The organism is Staphylococcus agnetis (assembly GCF_002901865.1).
Classification (GTDB): domain Bacteria; phylum Bacillota; class Bacilli; order Staphylococcales; family Staphylococcaceae; genus Staphylococcus; species Staphylococcus agnetis.
On the sequence record NZ_PPQF01000056.1, the window covers coordinates 107,951 to 125,790 of the forward strand.

Annotated in this window: 15 protein-coding genes and 1 pseudogene; 13 read left to right on the forward strand and 3 right to left on the reverse strand. The window is 35.2% G+C overall.

Translation table 11 applies throughout. From position 1 onward, the window contains the following. Nucleotides 1–233: 233 nt before the first annotated feature. From CD172_RS09040 to CD172_RS12995, 3 genes and pseudogenes are all read left to right on the forward strand, one after another. Nucleotides 234–887, forward strand: coding sequence for a collagen binding domain-containing protein (locus CD172_RS09040; RefSeq protein ID WP_103346157.1), 654 nt, complete (start codon nt 234–236; stop codon nt 885–887). A 7-nt stretch (nt 888–894) separates the two neighbouring features. After that, a pseudogene (locus CD172_RS13140) lies at nt 895–1,152 on the forward strand (prealbumin-like fold domain-containing protein); the annotation flags it as partial. 111 nt (nt 1,153–1,263) lie between these two features. Next, the gene (locus CD172_RS12995; protein WP_103346158.1) at nt 1,264–1,476 is read left to right on the forward strand and encodes an LPXTG cell wall anchor domain-containing protein; all 213 of its coding nucleotides are present in this window, start codon (nt 1,264–1,266) and stop codon (nt 1,474–1,476) included. A gap of 102 nt (nt 1,477–1,578) precedes the next feature. Here CD172_RS12995 and CD172_RS09050 read toward each other — a convergent pair whose 3' ends face one another. From CD172_RS09050 to CD172_RS09060, 3 genes are read right to left on the reverse strand one after another with little or no spacing between them, the layout of a single operon-like run. After that, the gene (locus CD172_RS09050) at nt 1,579–4,173 is read right to left on the reverse strand and encodes a YfhO family protein (RefSeq protein ID WP_225906116.1); all 2,595 of its coding nucleotides are present in this window, start codon (nt 4,171–4,173) and stop codon (nt 1,579–1,581) included. Next, nucleotides 4,170–6,764, reverse strand: a complete 2,595-nt coding sequence (locus tag CD172_RS09055; RefSeq protein ID WP_404829371.1) for a YfhO family protein — start codon at nt 6,762–6,764, stop codon at nt 4,170–4,172. The genes CD172_RS09050 and CD172_RS09055 overlap by 4 nt, the downstream gene beginning before the upstream one ends. A gap of 27 nt (nt 6,765–6,791) precedes the next feature. Continuing rightward, complete coding sequence (locus CD172_RS09060) at nt 6,792–7,154, reverse strand: GtrA family protein (RefSeq protein ID WP_103346160.1); 363 nt, start codon at nt 7,152–7,154, stop codon at nt 6,792–6,794. Nucleotides 7,155–7,382: 228 nt separating this feature from the next. On the opposite strand from CD172_RS09060, the gene ylqF reads away from it, so the two are divergent. The 10 genes from ylqF (at nt 7,383) to hslV (ending at nt 17,827) form a co-directional block, all read left to right on the forward strand. Then, nucleotides 7,383–8,264: a ribosome biogenesis GTPase YlqF gene (gene ylqF, locus CD172_RS09065; RefSeq protein ID WP_103346175.1), complete on the forward strand. Its 882-nt coding sequence runs from the start codon at nt 7,383–7,385 to the stop codon at nt 8,262–8,264. Further along, complete coding sequence (locus CD172_RS09070) at nt 8,254–9,030, forward strand: ribonuclease HII (protein ID WP_060550900.1); 777 nt, start codon at nt 8,254–8,256, stop codon at nt 9,028–9,030. The genes ylqF and CD172_RS09070 overlap by 11 nt, the downstream gene beginning before the upstream one ends. 86 nt (nt 9,031–9,116) lie before the next feature. Then, nucleotides 9,117–9,386, forward strand: a complete 270-nt coding sequence (locus CD172_RS09075) for a hypothetical protein (RefSeq protein ID WP_037564707.1) — start codon at nt 9,117–9,119, stop codon at nt 9,384–9,386. A gap of 212 nt (nt 9,387–9,598) precedes the next feature. Beyond that, on the forward strand, nt 9,599–10,765 hold the full coding sequence (gene sucC / locus CD172_RS09080; RefSeq protein ID WP_037564702.1) for an ADP-forming succinate--CoA ligase subunit beta: 1,167 nt from the start codon (nt 9,599–9,601) through the stop codon (nt 10,763–10,765). Between the two features lie 21 nt (nt 10,766–10,786). Further along, nucleotides 10,787–11,695: a succinate--CoA ligase subunit alpha gene (gene sucD, locus CD172_RS09085; RefSeq protein ID WP_037564699.1), complete on the forward strand. Its 909-nt coding sequence runs from the start codon at nt 10,787–10,789 to the stop codon at nt 11,693–11,695. A 212-nt stretch (nt 11,696–11,907) separates the two neighbouring features. After that, entirely contained in the window at nt 11,908–12,789 is an 882-nt protein-coding gene (dprA, locus tag CD172_RS09090) for a DNA-processing protein DprA (RefSeq protein WP_103346161.1), read from the forward strand. Nucleotides 12,790–12,883: 94 nt separating this feature from the next. Then, a complete protein-coding gene (topA, locus tag CD172_RS09095; protein WP_060550903.1) occupies nt 12,884–14,953 on the forward strand; it encodes a type I DNA topoisomerase in 2,070 nt (689 codons plus the stop codon). Nucleotides 14,954–14,965: 12 nt separating this feature from the next. Next, nucleotides 14,966–16,270: an FADH(2)-oxidizing methylenetetrahydrofolate--tRNA-(uracil(54)-C(5))-methyltransferase TrmFO gene (gene trmFO / locus CD172_RS09100; protein WP_060550904.1), complete on the forward strand. Its 1,305-nt coding sequence runs from the start codon at nt 14,966–14,968 to the stop codon at nt 16,268–16,270. A gap of 120 nt (nt 16,271–16,390) precedes the next feature. Beyond that, nucleotides 16,391–17,281, forward strand: coding sequence for a tyrosine recombinase XerC (xerC, locus tag CD172_RS09105; RefSeq protein WP_060550905.1), 891 nt, complete (start codon nt 16,391–16,393; stop codon nt 17,279–17,281). 3 nt (nt 17,282–17,284) lie between these two features. Next, nucleotides 17,285–17,827 (forward strand): ATP-dependent protease subunit HslV, encoded by a 543-nt coding sequence (gene hslV / locus CD172_RS09110; protein WP_060550906.1) that lies wholly within the window; start codon nt 17,285–17,287, stop codon nt 17,825–17,827. The last annotated feature ends 13 nt before the right edge of the window (nt 17,828–17,840 follow it).

Consider the following 17,840-nt stretch of genomic DNA (forward strand, 5'->3'; position numbering starts at 1 on the left):
TGTCGATGACATTAAAGTCTCGAAACAAGATGGCTCAACAGGAGAATTTAGGTATCGTGATAGAGCGAAAATTACCGTAAATTTTTCACAGAAAAATACACAAAAGATTCAATCTGGAGATACAATTTCCATAGAGTTACCTAAAGAACTAGTAGGTTTTCCTACAGATTTTGAATTAAAAGTTCTGATGGCCAAATTCCAGGGGATTGTATTGTTCAAAATGGAAAAATTATTTGACGTTTAGTGATGATGTTAAAAACTTAAATAATATTAAAGGTGATTTCTTCTTCGAGGCAGAAATTAATAAAGCGGAAGAAGGAAGTCATAATGTCAACTTAGTATTTGGAAATACTCATATTACAAAAAACATAGTTGTAAATAATTCTAATGGTGTAGTAGGTGTTTTTAATGAAATGTTTTATAAAACAGGACAAATCCTTACAACTGATGTTGACAATGTACAATGGGCCATTATATTCAATAATAAACAAGACTATTTTAGAGGAAATGATCCGGCTATTATAAAAGATACCCTGGGAGCCGGTATGGAATTAAGTAAAGATCAATTTCAATTTGCCGTTCGCCAGATAAATGAAGATAGACCTCGATTTTATACGAAAAGTGAATTTGAAACTGCAGGCTTTGGAGAAGCCACTATTGAAGGAAACAGCTTCCAAGTTAGAGCTAATAACCCTAATTATAATGAATTAGTTATATATTACTCAGCAAAAATCATTGATCAGAAAATGAAAGATTTTAAAAACCAATTGTCAGTTACATATATTAATAAAAACGGAGAATACATAACAGTAAATTCCAATTCTACAGTTTTAAATATTAATGCTGGTGGAAAAGCAGAAGGCGATTTAGCTAAATATAAAGGGTAAAGTAACCATTGCGAAAACTGGTAAAGATGAGAGCAATGGTACAAGCACGCCATTACCGGGTACAGAATATGAACTTATAAATCTAGAAGGAAAAGTTGTAGCTAAAGGAGCCACTAATGCTCAAGGTGAACTTGTATTTGAAAATATTACAGGTGGTACGCATACGTTAAAAGAAACAAAAATACCTGATGGATATGCGATTGATCAGGCAAATTTTCCTAATCAAATTGTACTAGATTTTGAAAAAAATAAAGAAATTAAAATAGACGTCACAAATATTAAACAACCACCTCTGGAAGACCCTCAACCAGAGGAGCCGACAACACCGGAAGAACCAGCAACACCAGAAGCACCTATCACACCAAGTGAACCTTCTGTGCCAGTGAATCCTTTATTACCGGAACAACCGCAACCAGTTTATCCAAATGGTTCAAGTCAACCAACTCAAAACGCACAACCCAACCAAAGCAATGCGTTACCTAATACTGGTAAAGTTATGCAAAATCATCCATTTGCTTCAACGATGATTATTTTAAGTTTAATTGGTTTAGGTCTCGTACTTATTACATTTAATAGAAGAAAAAAATAATTTCTTCCATAAAAGACGTATCGTGTTTAAGTTCTAAATGAGAAAACCCCTTTAACGTAGGTAAACCTACGCTGAAGGGGTTTATTGTATAATGCACATCATTTATTTACATAGCTTACTTTTAATTAACCATCGTCTATATAAATATGCACCAAAAATACCGATAATCGTTAAAATAAGTAATACTGGCCAATACGGAATTGCATAGTGCACTGTAAGTTTATGTTCTCCTTTATGAACCGGAACGATTGATTGTATGCCGTTTCCTTGGGTGATGGCTCTTTTTTCACCATTTACTTTCGCGTATAAACCTTCTCTATAAGGAATCGGTAACACGAGGTAACTGTCTTTTTTAGGTGACATTGTCACATCTAAGCGATCTCGGTGTCTAGTCACTTGAACGGGATCGACGGCATGTTGAGCATTTCGTAAGGTTTGATAATTCTCACCATAGATGCCGTTGACTTGAAAACGATATGTGCCTTTTTTTAGTTTAATGTGTATTGCATCTTTAACTGGAACTCGTACAGTAACAGGGGTTACAAAACGTCGGTACTGGTAATCTAGATTAGATCGTCTTTGATGAAAATCATTTACATCTAAATAATGTGGTTGATTCGGTTGAAGTAGTTCAACATCTAATTCTATATAATAATCTTTAAATTGTTTTTGTACGGATTCTGGCAACTTAATCGTGACACCACCATCAGTTTCTTTGACATTTAATTGATTGCCTAAAATTTTCGCATCGCGTTCAGTAATCGTAGCTTGCGAAATTAAGTTTGGATTCGTTTTTAACTGTGAATTGGCTTTATGTTGATCACTAACGACCCCTAATAACATTGCATGTTCACGGTCAATAGGTGATTTAAGTGATTTAGGGTCATAGATACGTGACGTTAAATGGGCTGCAGGATAATGAACAGTATTACGCGCATGTTCCCATGTTGTAGCGCCATCTTTTATCGTGTCTTCTACTTTCAAACCGTATGGTAAATTTTGATCTGGCGCTTTTTTAATACGGTCAGTGACACCCCATAGTGCATATAAATTTGCACGATTACCTAACATTCTATAGGTGCTATTACTATCGTATTCCATGTTGATTTGCATCGTTTTATCATAATATTCGAGGATGTTACCATCAAAAATACTTGAATATAAGGAAACACCATTAAATTTATAAATCATCCCAGCATTAACGGCATAACTGTCCATATAATCAATACGGTCTAAATCTTGTTGATGTGATGTAATTTGATTTATTTTCTGTTGAAGCGGTTGACTATGGTATTTAGGTGCATCAATATCCTTCATCGTGGATTGATATTTTGCGATATTGTTCGTATGGTAATTCATTAATAAAACAAATTGCTGTAATACAAAGAGTGAAATGACAACAGTCATTAACCATCTGGAATGTGAGTGTGCACGCCATGACATGTATCCTAAAAGGATTAATATCAATACGCCAACAATCATCCACCACATGGCGCCACGTGAAAATAATACTGTGAAAATTGCTAAGATCACTAAAGGTGATAAAGCTTTCACATAATCTTTTAACGTTAATTCAGAAAAATGTTTCAACCAGAGTGCAATCAAACCACTTGTAGTAAGTGCTAATAAATAGACCCAACGTCGTTGTGGAGCTGAAAAGCCATTGAAAAAACTATCGAAGTAGAGCGATAGCGATCCTATGAGAATACACCATGTTAAAATTGCGAACATTTTAAAATAATAATGTCGATACAGTTTAAATGAGCATAATGCAACAATGACAATAAAAGTTAACGTTATGTAAAATCCGTTGGTAAATATATGGTATTTTTGAGAAAAGTCAATAATGGGTGAAATGAAAATTTGATTTAATGTACGGTCATTATTGATAAAAGAGCGTACTCCAGAAACGAACCCGAATGAAGCGATACAAAAACTAAACATGGTGGCCGGAATTAATAAATATAATTTCTGCCAACGTGAAACGATATCCTCAGGATGTTTAAATATAATTCGGTAAGCTAAATAAGCAGTTAAAGCAATGGTTTCATAATAACTAAAATAAAAATTAGAGTACAACGTTAAACTAATGGCAAGGATAAATACACCAATTTTTCGTTGTTTAAAAAAGCGCTCGATGCCCCAAATCGACAACGGTAAGAAAATTAAAATGTCACCGAAAAACGACCAAGTAAAATTAAAATAATATAATACCGATGATGCACTATATAAAAATGCGCCTATAAAGCGATATTTTCCTTTTAAATGAAATTCACGAAACATGCCATATGTGACAAAGAATGTGATCATACATTTAAAGAAACCGGTGAAGATTTGATTTGCGGGCCAAAATGAGATTTCAGATGGATTTAAATGAAATAGCCATTGGCCAATCGCAATCATTATAAAATTGAGGTACATAACTACGGATGTGGAATAGTAATAGGCTAAGTCCATGTAGTAATCTCCACCGAGACCCATTGAAACATCGTATAGAGATGAAAAATGAGTAAAGCGATCATATAGAAATCGTTGGAAAGGCATCATCTGTTTAAAGCCGTCCCCATTACCACTATATATAATCCCATCTACGATAAAGCGATAAATAACAGGGACATATACGACAGCTGCCACACCTAAAGCCATTAAAAAGATTTTAAAACATTTGATCAACTTGTTTTTAAGAGATGCTTTCAATCTGCCTCACTCTTTCGTTTAATATTCTTCTTATAACTGTATTTTGAAAACCAAAATGCGATTAAAATTGAAAGAACTGAAATGATAATCATCGTATAGAAATATGGGGGACGATATGTGATTTCAACGTTTTTCGCATGTTGTTTAACTGGAATCCCTGTCATAAAGTAATTTACTTTTTCAGGTTTTACAGATTGCCCATCTACAGTAGCGCGCATACCATGTCTATAAGGTATATTTATCACCATCATACCTTTATTATGATTTTTTAAACCTATATTTATCGTAGATCGTGATTCATGATACGTATAGTTTTTTTCTTTAGATGCTTGATGTAACGTTTGATAGTCTTCACCGTATAAACCTAATAGTTTAAATGCATACTTTCCTTTCGGAGACAAACGTATATGGATTTTACCGTTTTGATCAGGCTGTGTACGATAAAGTAAATCGTATTGTCCAGTACGGTATTTTGAGGCATTAAATAATCGGTTATTATGATATCCATTAATATCGATCACATGATTACTATCAGGCAGACCTCGTTTTACGTGTATGACCAGGTAAAAATCTTTATATTTTGATCGTAATGCTTTCGGTAGCGTTAATGTCGCCCCGCCATACCCTTGATTGACATTAATGTGTATTTGATCGACACTTTGAGCATTTTGATACTGCAATGTCGTTTGTTTTAATAAGTTAGGTGCAGGCGCAGGATAGGGCTGTCCTTGCCCCTCTAAAACAACACCATCTATCATCGCATGTTCACGATCTATTGCTGTATTTAATTGATTCGCATCATAATACGTATCGGTCACTTTGACAGCTGGAAGGACGTTTTGGTTTTCATAAATTCGGTACTGACCAGAAGTGTCAACTTGTTTAAAATATTGAGGTAAATTTCCTTGATAATCTTTTAACATTTGATAACGGATAGACATTAAACTTGCGATATTGGCACGGCCTCCAGTCGATTGATAGCGACTGACTGACTCTTCTTTAATATTTATCATTAATGCATTGTAATATAAATCGATAAGTTGTTGATCAAAAATACTTGAGTACAAACTCAATCCTTTAAAATGTTGATACATCGGTGTATTGTCTTGTTCATTCACCCGCCAATCTATGCGTTCTTCTGGCGCTTTTTGATGTGTCATTTTATTCACTAACGCTTGTTGGAGTGGTGTATGATAGAGACTTGCATTGACATAAAATGTATTAGCACGTTTTAAATGGTCCGAATGAAAGATTTGAAAATGCGTGAATACACTTGACACAAGTATGGATAAAATAATGATGCTTGAACCATAAACCAAGCGCATTGGATGACGATAATGTTGTTGTTTTATATATAATGTGATGCCACCGATAAACCACACGATGATGAGCCAAGGTATCCATATAACAAATTTTTCATACATTATCGCACTAATGATAACTAAGCTTAACACGAAAGAAGATGTCCACAGATATGTACGTAAATGTAATTTTAAAAAATGCTGCACGTAACATGCGATTAAACCACTCGTTGAAAACGCCAATAAATAATGCCAACGTTTTTGAGGCGCTGAAAAACCATTAAATATACTGTCAACATATGGAATGTACGCTGAGATAATCGTTAAGATACTCAGTAAAGCAAACAATTTAAAATACATATTTCGATACAACTTAAAGGTGAGTAGTGCTTGAATACTTATGATTAATATGACAATAAGATAGTTATCATAAATAATGTTTGTATTTTGATTAAACTTTTCAATGAAAGGAATCGTTGTATCAAATGGAACGCGTTCATTATTTAAAAAGCTACGTGCGCCATGGAAGAAAAAAAGCAAGCTTGAACCTAAACCTAAAATGGCACCAATGGATAATGTGAAAATGGTTTGCTTTCTTGACATTAAATCATCTGGATGACGATTGTATAAGCGTAAAATAAAGTAGAGTAACCCCATTAATAATTGATAATACGCAAAGTAAAAATTATTGATGAATGAGAGGGTGACAATTAGGATAAATAGACCGACTTTACCTGTTTTGAAATATCTTTCTATACTAGCCCACAAAAGTGGTAATAAAATAAATACATCACTAAAAAATGGCCAATATACTGTAAATCTAAAGTATATGGGTGAAAACGCAAAGCCAGTAGCAAATACCCATTTAGATATGGCATTCAGCTTTAAATATGAAGCATAATAATAAGTGGCTGCAAGAATAAGTGCACATTTTATAATGGATATAACAATCTCATTTTGGAACCAAAACATGAGATGATTGGGTTCAACGAGATGCATGATATGTAAGAGTTTCACGATGATCACATTGATAATAAATAAAATGTTAGTCGTGAAGTAATATGATAAATCTGTAAAAAAATCACCGCCGAGACCAAAGTCTGTCGCATAGAAAAAAGTTCCTGACGACCACTTTTGATAAATATACATTTGAATAGGAACCATTTGTTCTATGCCGTCGTTGGGACCCGTAAATAAAATACCGTCTTTAAAAAACTTATATAAGATATAACTATGTGCGACAATCGATAGTAGTAAAAATGAAAGAAAGTATAATAAACGGTGTTTTATTTTATACATGTGATTACCTCTCAATAATTAATCTTTTAATATATACCTTGATAAGATAAATGTAATCGGAATTGTAATAATTAAACCGACGAAAGGTGCAATAAATTCTTTGAAATGAAAATAATGTACAAAAATAAAAATGAATAAAGTTTGTGTGCCCATATTGACGACTTGTGTTAATGGGAAAGCTAAAAACTTTTTCAATGTAGGTTGAACTTTATATACAAAATAACAATTGAGGTAGTAAGAGATAATGAATGAAACAACAAAGCCAATGATGTGACTGATTAAATAGTGAACATGAAAAAGGGATAATAATAGTAAATATATCGCATAATAATTGACAGTATTAATCCCACCGACAATCACAAATCGGATGAGTTCATACATTCTTTCGGTTTTAAACAAATTTATTCCTACTTTCATACGATTCTAGAGATGTGTCAATTAGGATAGCCTTTGACGTTAAAAACAATTATACTAAGGGTTGTAGAAAAAGTATTTAACGAATGATGACACATATTTTATATAGTTAAAAACTAAGATAAATATAACATAAATCATATTTTAGTGTGTAAATGATTCGAGTTAAAGATAGATGAAAGTGAGTGAAACGTGTTGGTAATTCAATGGTACCCGGGCCATATGGCTAAAGCAAAACGAGAAGTAACAGAACAATTAAAAAAAGTTGATGTTGTGTTTGAGCTTGTTGATGCACGTATTCCATATAGTTCACGTAATCCAATGATTGATGAGGTCATTCAACAAAAACCACGTGTGGTGATTTTAAATAAAAAGGATATGGCGAATTTAAACGAACTAACAAAATGGGAAACTTTTTTTAAGGATAAAGGCGCGATACCTGTTATGGTGGATGCAAAACATGGCAAAGGTTTAAAACAAGTCGAAGCGGCTGCAATAACAGCAACGAAAGAAAAAATGGATCGAGAGAAAGCTAAAGGTTTAAAGCCTCGTGCAATCCGTGCGATGATTGTTGGTATTCCTAATGTAGGTAAATCGACGCTGATAAACAAATTGGCGCATCGTGCGATTGCGCAAACGGGTAATAAACCTGGTGTTACAAAGCAACAACAATGGATTAAAGTGGGTAAATCCCTTCAATTGTTAGATACTCCTGGGATTTTATGGCCTAAATTTGAAGATCAAATTGTCGGGAAAAAATTGAGTTTAACAGGGGCAATTAAAGATAGTATTGTTCATTTGGATGATGTGGCTATTTATGGTTTGGAATTTTTAATTGAACATGACTACGAAAATTTAAAAAACCATTATAAAGTCGATGTAGAAAAAACGGCAGAAAATATTGAATGGTTTGATGCAATTGGCCGTAAACGCGGTTTACTACGTCGCGGCAGTGAAATTGACTATGAAGCGGTCATCGAATTAATCGTATATGATATACGTAACGCTAAAATTGGAACATATTGTTTTGATTTATATGATCAATTTAAAACGAGTGCTGATCAACATGACAGTTAAAACGATTAAGGATATTGAAAAAGAGTTGCTTGAAATCATGTCTTTAGAGGAATTAGAAAGGCATCCAAGTTATCATGATTCTCGAAAAGGCGTGCAAAAAGCATTTACGCGCCAACGTAAATATATTCAAAAGCAACTACAGATGCAACAAGATTATGAAGCAATGTGTAAATATGAAAACGAGATATTAACGAATCATCCACATGCAATAATTTGTGGTATCGATGAAGTAGGGCGGGGCCCTCTAGCTGGCCCTGTGATCGCAAGTGCTGTGGTTTTAGAGCACAATCATAATTATATTGGTATCAACGACTCGAAAAAATTAAATAAATTGACGCGTGATGATTTGAATCTCAAATTACAGTCAAATGTGACATCTTGGGCGATTGGTTCTGCTTCACCAGAAGAAATTGATAAATTAAATATTTATGAAGCTACAAAGTTAGCAATGTATCGTGCAATTCAAAATTTAGATGTCGAACCAACACATTATTTAATCGATGCGATGCATTTGGAAGACGTGACCGAACCGCAAACGTCTATTATTAAAGGTGATGCCAAAAGTGTATCCATTGCCGCTGCGAGTATTATCGCTAAAGTATATCGGGATAACTTAATGGAAGATTATCACGACCAGTATCCACATTATGATTTTCACAATAATGCAGGATATGGGACAAAGAAACATCTTGAAGGCTTGAAATACTATGGGGTTACACCGATACATCGTAAGACGTTTGAGCCGATTAAATCGCTATTGAGCTAAAGTAGAAAAATTAAAATATTTGGAAATTTAAGTTGATTTGTTTTAATATGTAAATATGTCCAAAAAGAAAGGAATTAAACATACTTATGGATGAAACATTACAAAAACTTTATACAGTATTAGTCCACTTTGAAGAAACTGATACTGAAATTACTGAAGACGAAAACAAATTAAGAAAAATTAAAGATGAGATTGAAACGAATTTAAATGTTTCTATAGAGAAAGAATCACAATCAGACTTAATTCGTATTTTGAAGGAACATCAGTTTGTTGTTGAATCAACTGAGGATGAACAGAAAATTGTAAGTGTGCCTATGGATGAAGACACACAAATTACTTTCCAAGCTGATAAATAAGAAGGCGTTGTATCACTCGCATACGTGTTTAACATGTATGCGAGTTTTTATGTTAAGCACATCGATATCGTGAGAGGTCTATTTTTACAATAATGAACAAGGTGTTAAGTGATTGAAAGATAGGTAAAAACAAGCGTCTATCTGTTTACAATAGCGCTTACATTTTCTATAATTGAAAATGAACTTAACCTTAAGAAACAGGAGGATGGAGTATGAATATCCATGAGTATCAAGGAAAAGAAATTTTTCGCTCAATGGGCGTAGCAGTACCAGAGGGGCGCGTGGCTTTCTCAGCGAAAGAAGCTGTGGAAAAAGCGAAAGAATTAGACAGTGATGTATATGTAGTGAAAGCGCAAATCCACGCAGGTGGACGTGGTAAAGCAGGCGGTGTTAAAATTGCCAAATCTTTATCAGAAGTTGAAACATATGCGAATGAGTTACTTGGCAAAGTGTTAGTTACACACCAAACTGGGCCTGAAGGTAAAGAAGTGAAACGTCTTTACATTGAAGAAGGCGCAAATATTCAAAAAGAATATTATGTTGGCTTTGTCATTGATCGTGCGACAGATAGAGTGACATTAATGGCATCTGAAGAAGGCGGAACTGAAATTGAAGAAGTTGCAGCATCAAACCCTGAGAAAATCTTCAAAGAAACAATTGATCCGGTTGTAGGTTTAGCGCCATATCAAGCACGTCGCATTGCCTTTAACATTAATATTCCTAAAGAATCAGTCAATAAAGCTGTTAAATTCTTAATTTCTTTATACAATGTGTTCATCGAGAAAGATTGTTCTATCGTAGAAATCAACCCGCTTGTTTTAACAGGTGAAGGTGATGTTTTAGCGCTGGATTCTAAAATTAACTTTGATGACAATGCATTATTCCGTCATAAAGATATTTTAGAATTACGCGACTTAGACGAAGAAGATCCTAAAGAAATCGAAGCTTCTAAATATGATTTATCATATATTGCACTAGACGGTAACATTGGTTGTATGGTCAATGGTGCAGGTTTAGCTATGGCGACAATGGATACGATTAATCATTTTAATGGTACCCCAGCTAACTTCCTTGACGTAGGGGGCGGCGCTACAAAAGAAAAAGTAACGGAAGCATTTAAAATCATCTTAGGTGATAGCAATGTGAAAGGTATTTTTGTAAATATTTTCGGTGGTATTATGCGTTGTGATGTCATCGCTGAAGGTATTGTAGCCGCAGTTAAAGAAGTTGATTTAACATTACCATTAGTTGTACGTCTTGAAGGTACAAATGTTGAGATTGGTAAGCAAATTTTAAAAGATTCAGGTTTAGCAATTGAACCAGCTACAACGATGGCTGAAGGTGCTCAAAAAATTGTTAAGCTTGTAAACGAAGCGTAAGGAAAGGATGGGACAACGAAAATGAGTGTATTTGTTGATAAAAATACAAAAGTAATCGTACAAGGTATTACAGGGTCTACAGCCCTTTTCCATACTAAACAAATGTTAGAATATGGTACACAAATCGTAGCAGGTGTGACACCTGGTAAAGGTGGTCAAGTTGTAGAAGGTGTACCTGTATACAACACAGTAGAAGAAGCGAAAAAAGAAACGGGTGCGAACGTATCAGTGATTTACGTACCTGCACCATTTGCTGCAGATGCCATTTTAGAATGTGCGGATGCAGAATTAGACTTAGCGATTTGTATTACAGAACACATTCCTGTTATTGATATGGTTAAAGTGAAACGTTATTTAGAAGGTAAAAAGACACGTTTAATTGGTCCAAACTGTCCAGGAGTCATCACTTCTGATGAAACAAAAATCGGTATTATGCCAGGATATATCCATAAAAAAGGTCATGTAGGTGTAGTATCTCGTTCTGGTACATTAACGTATGAAGCAGTGCATCAATTAACTGAAGAAGGCATTGGTCAATCAACAGCTGTAGGTATTGGTGGCGACCCTGTAAATGGTACGAACTTTATTGACGTTTTAAAAGCATTCAATGAAGACGATGATACACATGCAGTGGTAATGATTGGTGAAATTGGTGGTACAGCTGAAGAAGAAGCAGCAGAATGGATTAAAGCCAATATGAAAAAACCAGTTGTAGGCTTTATTGGTGGTCAAACAGCACCTCCAGGAAAACGTATGGGTCATGCTGGCGCAATTATTTCTGGTGGTAAAGGTACTGCGGATGAAAAAATCAAAACGCTTAACGCATGTGGTGTTAAGACTGCAGATACACCTTCTGAAATCGGTTCTACATTAATTCAAGCTGCCAAAGATGCAGGCATTTATGAACAATTATTAACGGTAAAAAAATAAGTGTAGAAATATTTAAGGATGGAGCCAAATAGGTTCCATCCTTTTTGTATATTTAGCGCTTTGTTAGAATGATGAATATATTTTTTAAGCCATCTCCCTAATCGAACTAATAAATGACTCTATAATCAATTCGGAATTCTAATTTTAATCCTTTTTTTAGACACATTATAGAACATATGAATACGATACAATTGTTTTGAGGTGACACAATTGTGCTATTAGAAAATTTAATTAAATTGCGTTATGCAGGTTTTACGACACAGCAACTTTATCGCATTTTTAAGCGACCTATTGACGTTTTGTCATCAGCCATCACACCTATTTTGCATCAATATATTACGAACCAAAGTCCTTCTTCGTTACGATTAAAACTCCAAACATTTCATACATTAAGTGCTTCTAATATTTTACAACAACTCCGTCACGATAACATTTTTCCAATCACTCTATTAGATGAGCAATTCCCAACCCTTTTAAAAGAAATTTACCAACCGCCACTTTTATTATTTTGTAAAGGCGACCTCTCATACGTTACCGCTTCAAAGTACAAACTCGGCATAGTGGGTGCACGTGACTGTACGCTTTATAGCGAAAAAGCTGTCAATTATCTTCTTCAAGAGATGAAACATGCGCCTTTAATCATTGTATCTGGTCTTGCGAAAGGAACAGATGCACTTGCGCATGATTACGCGCTCAAATATTCATTACCTACAATAGGTGTGTTAGGGTTTGGGCATCATTATCATTATCCTTCAGTAACAAAATCACTTCGACATTCCATTGAAATGAACGGACGAGGATTAACTATCAGTGAATATCCTCCCATGACGCCACCCGCAAAATTTCGTTTTCCTGAACGTAATCGTATCATCAGTGGTCTGAGCCATGGCGTTCTAGTTACAGAAGCAAAAGAGAAAAGTGGTGCACTTATCACGTTAGATCAAGCATTAGAACATAATCGAAATGTGTATGTACTCCCTGGAGATATGTTTAATAAACACACAAAAGGTAATATGATGCGTATTAAGGAAGGTGCTGAAATTGTACTTTCAGCAGTAGATATTTTGAAAGATTTGAATACGTCAATTCAGTGAACTTGATCATAATTAAATACAAAAGATTGACAAATATAAAATTTACAGTTTATCATTTATCTTTGTAAACAGAAATCGCAAGGGGGGAAATGCTTTGGCAGATAATCTTGTCATCGTTGAATCGCCTGCAAAAGCTAAAACGATAGAAAAATATTTAGGAAAAAAATACAAAGTTGTTGCATCGATGGGGCATGTGCGTGATTTGCCTCGAAGTCAAATGGGTGTCGATGTTGACGATAACTATGAACCTAAATATATTACCATCCGCGGTAAAGGGCCGGTCGTTAAAGATTTAAAAAGATATGCTAAAAAGGCGAAAAAAGTTTTTCTAGCAAGTGACCCCGATCGTGAAGGTGAAGCGATTGCATGGCATTTAGCTCATATTTTAGAATTAGAAGACAGTAAAGAAAACCGTGTCGTATTTAATGAAATCACTAAAGATGCGGTAAAAGAAAGCTTTAAAAATCCAAGAGGCATTGAAATGGAACTCGTCGATGCGCAACAAGCACGACGTGTATTAGATAGACTCGTAGGTTATAATATCTCTCCAGTATTATGGAAGAAAGTAAAAAAAGGACTTTCAGCTGGACGTGTTCAATCTGTTGCACTTAGATTAGTTATTGATCGAGAAAATGAAATTCGCAATTTTAAACCTGAAGAGTATTGGTCGATTGAAGGTGAGTTTAGACATAAGAAATCTAAATTCACGGCCAAGTTTCTTCATTATAAAGGGAAGCCATTTAAACTTTCGACTAAAGAAGATGTTGATACGATTACGAAAGCGCTAAATGGTAATGAATTTGACATCACTAATGTGACTAAAAAAGAAAAAATAAGAAAACCGGCGAATCCGTTTACAACTTCTACGTTGCAACAAGAAGCAGCACGTAAATTGAATTTTAAGGCACGTAAAACGATGATGGTGGCGCAACAATTATATGAAGGTATTGATTTAAAACGTAAAGGTACGATTGGTTTAATTACGTATATGCGTACAGATTCAACTCGTATTTCTAAAGATGCGCAAGCTGAAGCTAAAACTTTTATTCAATCAGAATATGGCGACGCTTATTTAACGAAGTCTGTATCTAAGGGTAAACAAGGCGATCAAGACGCGCATGAAGCAATCCGTCCTACAAGTACAATGCGTACACCGAACGAAATGAAACCATTTCTTACTCGAGATCAATACCGTTTGTATAAATTGATTTGGGAACGCTTTGTAGCGAGTCAAATGGCTCCAGCAATTCTTGATACGGTAGCTGTAGATTTAACACAAAATGACGTGAAATTTAGAGCGAACGGGCAAACAATAAAATTTAAAGGGTTTATGACACTTTATGTTGAAACGCAAGATGATAAAGAAAAAGAAAAGGAAAATCGTTTGCCTGAACTCAAAGTAGGAGATCAAGCACTCGCAACTAAAATTGATCCAGCTCAGCATTTTACGCAACCACCACCAAGATATACTGAAGCACGTCTCGTTAAAACTTTAGAAGAACTTAAAATTGGTCGACCATCGACGTATGCACCTACCATTGATACAATTCAAAAACGTAATTATGTTAAAAGTGAAAATAAGCGTTTTGTACCAACAGAATTAGGAGAAATCGTTCACGAGCAAGTAAAAGACTATTTCCCAGAGATTATTGATGTTGATTTCACAGTGAATATGGAAACATTGTTGGATAAAATTGCCGATGGTGATATCGCATGGAAAAAAGTAGTAAGCGATTTTTACAACAGCTTTAAACAAGATGTCGCACGTGCAGAATCAGAAATGGAAAAAATCGAAATCAAAGATGAACCTGCGGGTGAAGACTGTGAAAAATGTGGCAGTCCAATGGTAATTAAAATGGGACGTTATGGTAAATTTATGGCGTGTTCGAATTTCCCTGACTGTCGTAATACAAAAGCAATTGTAAAACCTATTGGTGTCACTTGTCCTAAATGTAAGAAAGGTGACGTTGTAGAGCGTAAATCTAAGAAAAACCGCGTGTTTTATGGTTGTAGTGGTTATCCTGAATGTGATTTCGTCACGTGGGATAAACCTGTAGGACGTGATTGTCCTAAATGTAATCATTATTTAGTTGAGTCTAAAAAAGGACGTACTTCACAAGTTGTATGTTCTAATTGCGATTATAAAGAGAAAGTTCAAAAATAAGGAGGAAATCGTATGACGACAGTTAATGTCATCGGTGCAGGATTAGCTGGTTCAGAAGCTGCTTTTCAATTAGCTGAACGAGGCATTCAAGTGAATTTATATGAAATGCGCCCTGTTAAACAAACACCAGCGCATCACACAGATAAATTTGCAGAACTTGTATGTTCAAATTCTTTGAGAGGGAATGCTTTAACGAATGCAGTAGGTGTATTAAAGGAAGAAATGCGACGTTTAAATTCGTTAATTATTGCGGCTGCAGATAATGCGCGTGTACCTGCTGGAGGTGCGTTAGCAGTTGATCGTCACGATTTTGCAGGATATGTTACTGAGACGTTGAAGCAACATCCTAATGTCACAGTAAAAAATGAAGAAATTACTTCTATTCCAGATGGTCCTACAATTATTGCAACCGGTCCTTTAACGACCGAACCACTTGCAAAAGAAATTGTTGCGTTAACTGGAGAAGATCAATTGTATTTTTACGATGCTGCAGCACCGATTATTGAAAAAGATTCTATCGACATGGATAAAGTCTACTTAAAATCAAGATATGATAAAGGTGAAGCGGCCTATTTAAATTGTCCAATGACGGAAGAAGAGTTCAATCGCTTTTATGAAGCAGCATTAGCTGCAGAAGTTGCACCTAGTAAAGACTTCGAGAAAGAAAAATATTTTGAAGGTTGCATGCCTTTTGAAGTCATGGCAAGTAGAGGACCAAAAACATTATTATTTGGCCCTATGAAACCAGTGGGCCTAGAAGATCCTAAAACAGGGAAACGCCCTTATGCAGTTGTTCAATTAAGACAAGATGATGCGGCGGGTACGTTGTATAATATTGTAGGCTTCCAGACACGACTTAAATGGGGTGCGCAAAAAGAAGTGATTCAATTGATACCTGGCCTAGAAAATGTCGATATTGTTCGTTATGGTGTGATGCATCGTAATACGTTCATTAATTCTCCAGAAGTGTTGACAGATACGTATGAATTTAAAAATAGACGAAATTTATTTTTTGCTGGACAAATGACAGGTGTTGAAGGCTATGTTGAAAGTGCAGCTAGTGGCATGGTTGCAGGGATCAACTTAGCGCATCGTCTTCTTGATAAAGGGGATGTCACATTCCCTAGAGAAACAATGATTGGTAGTATGGCGTATTATATTTCTCATGCTAGTAACAACAAAAATTTTCAGCCAATGAATGCTAACTTTGGATTAGTACCGGCGCTTGATACACGCATAAAAGATAAAAAAGAACGCTATGAAACATTAGCAAATCGCGCCTTATCGTATTTGGATAACTTTAAACATACGTTATAAAAACAAAATAATAAATTGGCAAAATAAGCAAAATTTAGATAACTACGACAATTTAATGTTTTATTTATGCAGTTCCCCTTGTCATTATGCTACAATGCTAATGATGGAGGGGTTTTTACTTTGGAACATATCCAGTATCAGTTTTTATATATGTTAAAGCGCGAACGATTTTTTTCTGAACACACGCTTAAAGCTTATGAGGATGATTTAAAACAATTTAATCAGTTTTTACAGCAAGAAGGACTTTCATTACGTGAATTTGAGTATCGTGATGCACGAAATTATCTTGCAATGTTATACAATCAAGGGTTACAGCGCACAACTGTTTCAAGGAAAATTTCAACGTTACGTACATTTTATAATTTTTGGTTAGCACAAGATGCCACAATAACAAATCCATTTGTGCAACTTGTACATCCAAAAAAAGAGACGTACTTACCTTCATTTTTTTACACAGAAGAAATGGAAGCTTTATTTAAAACTGTTGAGGAAGATCCGAAAAAAGGGAGACGTGATCGCGTCATTCTCGAGCTTTTATATGCCACGGGAATACGTGTTTCTGAATTAGTTGATTTAAATATTTCTGATGTTGATGTATCGATGTGTGTATTGAAAGTAATGGGGAAAGGAAGCAAAGAGCGCATAGTTCCTTTCGGTGAGTTTTGTAGACAAAGTATTGAAGACTACCTTGAGCACTTTCAACCTGTTCAAGGTCAAACTCATGGTAAATTAATTGTGAATTTAAAAGGAGAACCGATTACTGCAAGAGGCATCAGGTTTATATTGAATGAAATCGTCAAAAAAACGGCCGGAGTATCGTCAATACATCCACATAAGTTGAGGCATACCTTTGCGACGCATATGCTTGATGCTGGCGCAGATTTAAGAACGGTTCAAAGTTTATTGGGACACGTTAATTTATCAACAACGAGCCGTTATACACATGTATCCAATCAACGTTTGAGAAATGTTTATTTAAATGCACATCCACGTGCTAAAAAAGGAGAGTAGTTTATGAGTTCTTCAATTCATGCGACAACAATTTACGCTGTAAGACATAATGGCAATGCAGCAATGGCGGGTGATGGTCAAGTAACACTTGGTGAACAAGTGATTATGAAACAGACCGCGAAAAAAGTTAGACGTTTATATCAAGGTCGTGTTATTGCTGGTTTTGCAGGAAGTGTTGCAGATGCATTCACATTGTTTGAAAAGTTTGAAGGTAAACTGCAACAATATAGTGGGAACTTAGAACGTGCAGCAGTAGAACTTGCAAAAGAATGGCGTGGGGATAAACAACTACGTCAGTTAGAAGCGATGTTAATAGTCATGGACAAAGATTCCATCTTAGTTGTTAGCGGAACTGGTGAGGTTATTGCACCAGACGATGATTTGATAGCTATTGGTTCCGGCGGAAATTATGCCTTGAGCGCAGGACGTGCTTTAAAACGCCATGCAACACATTTATCAGCTCGTGAAATGGCATACGAGAGTCTTAAAGTAGCTGCTGATATTTGCGTATTTACAAACGATCACATTACAGTGGAAGAATTATAACGGAGGTTCAAAC

What these genes read in the sequence shown, in the direction of transcription:
- hslV (WP_060550906.1), top strand. Translation starts at nt 17,285, where the DNA reads ATGAGTTCTTCAATTCATGCGACAACAATTTACGCTGTAAGACATAAT.
- sucD (WP_037564699.1), top strand. Translation starts at nt 10,787, where the DNA reads ATGAGTGTATTTGTTGATAAAAATACAAAAGTAATCGTACAAGGTATT.
- CD172_RS09075 (WP_037564707.1), top strand. Translation starts at nt 9,117, where the DNA reads ATGGATGAAACATTACAAAAACTTTATACAGTATTAGTCCACTTTGAA.
- CD172_RS09060 (WP_103346160.1), bottom strand. Translation starts at nt 7,154, where the DNA reads ATGTATGAACTCATCCGATTTGTGATTGTCGGTGGGATTAATACTGTC.
- trmFO (WP_060550904.1), top strand. Translation starts at nt 14,966, where the DNA reads ATGACGACAGTTAATGTCATCGGTGCAGGATTAGCTGGTTCAGAAGCT.
- CD172_RS09070 (WP_060550900.1), top strand. Translation starts at nt 8,254, where the DNA reads ATGACAGTTAAAACGATTAAGGATATTGAAAAAGAGTTGCTTGAAATC.
- sucC (WP_037564702.1), top strand. Translation starts at nt 9,599, where the DNA reads ATGAATATCCATGAGTATCAAGGAAAAGAAATTTTTCGCTCAATGGGC.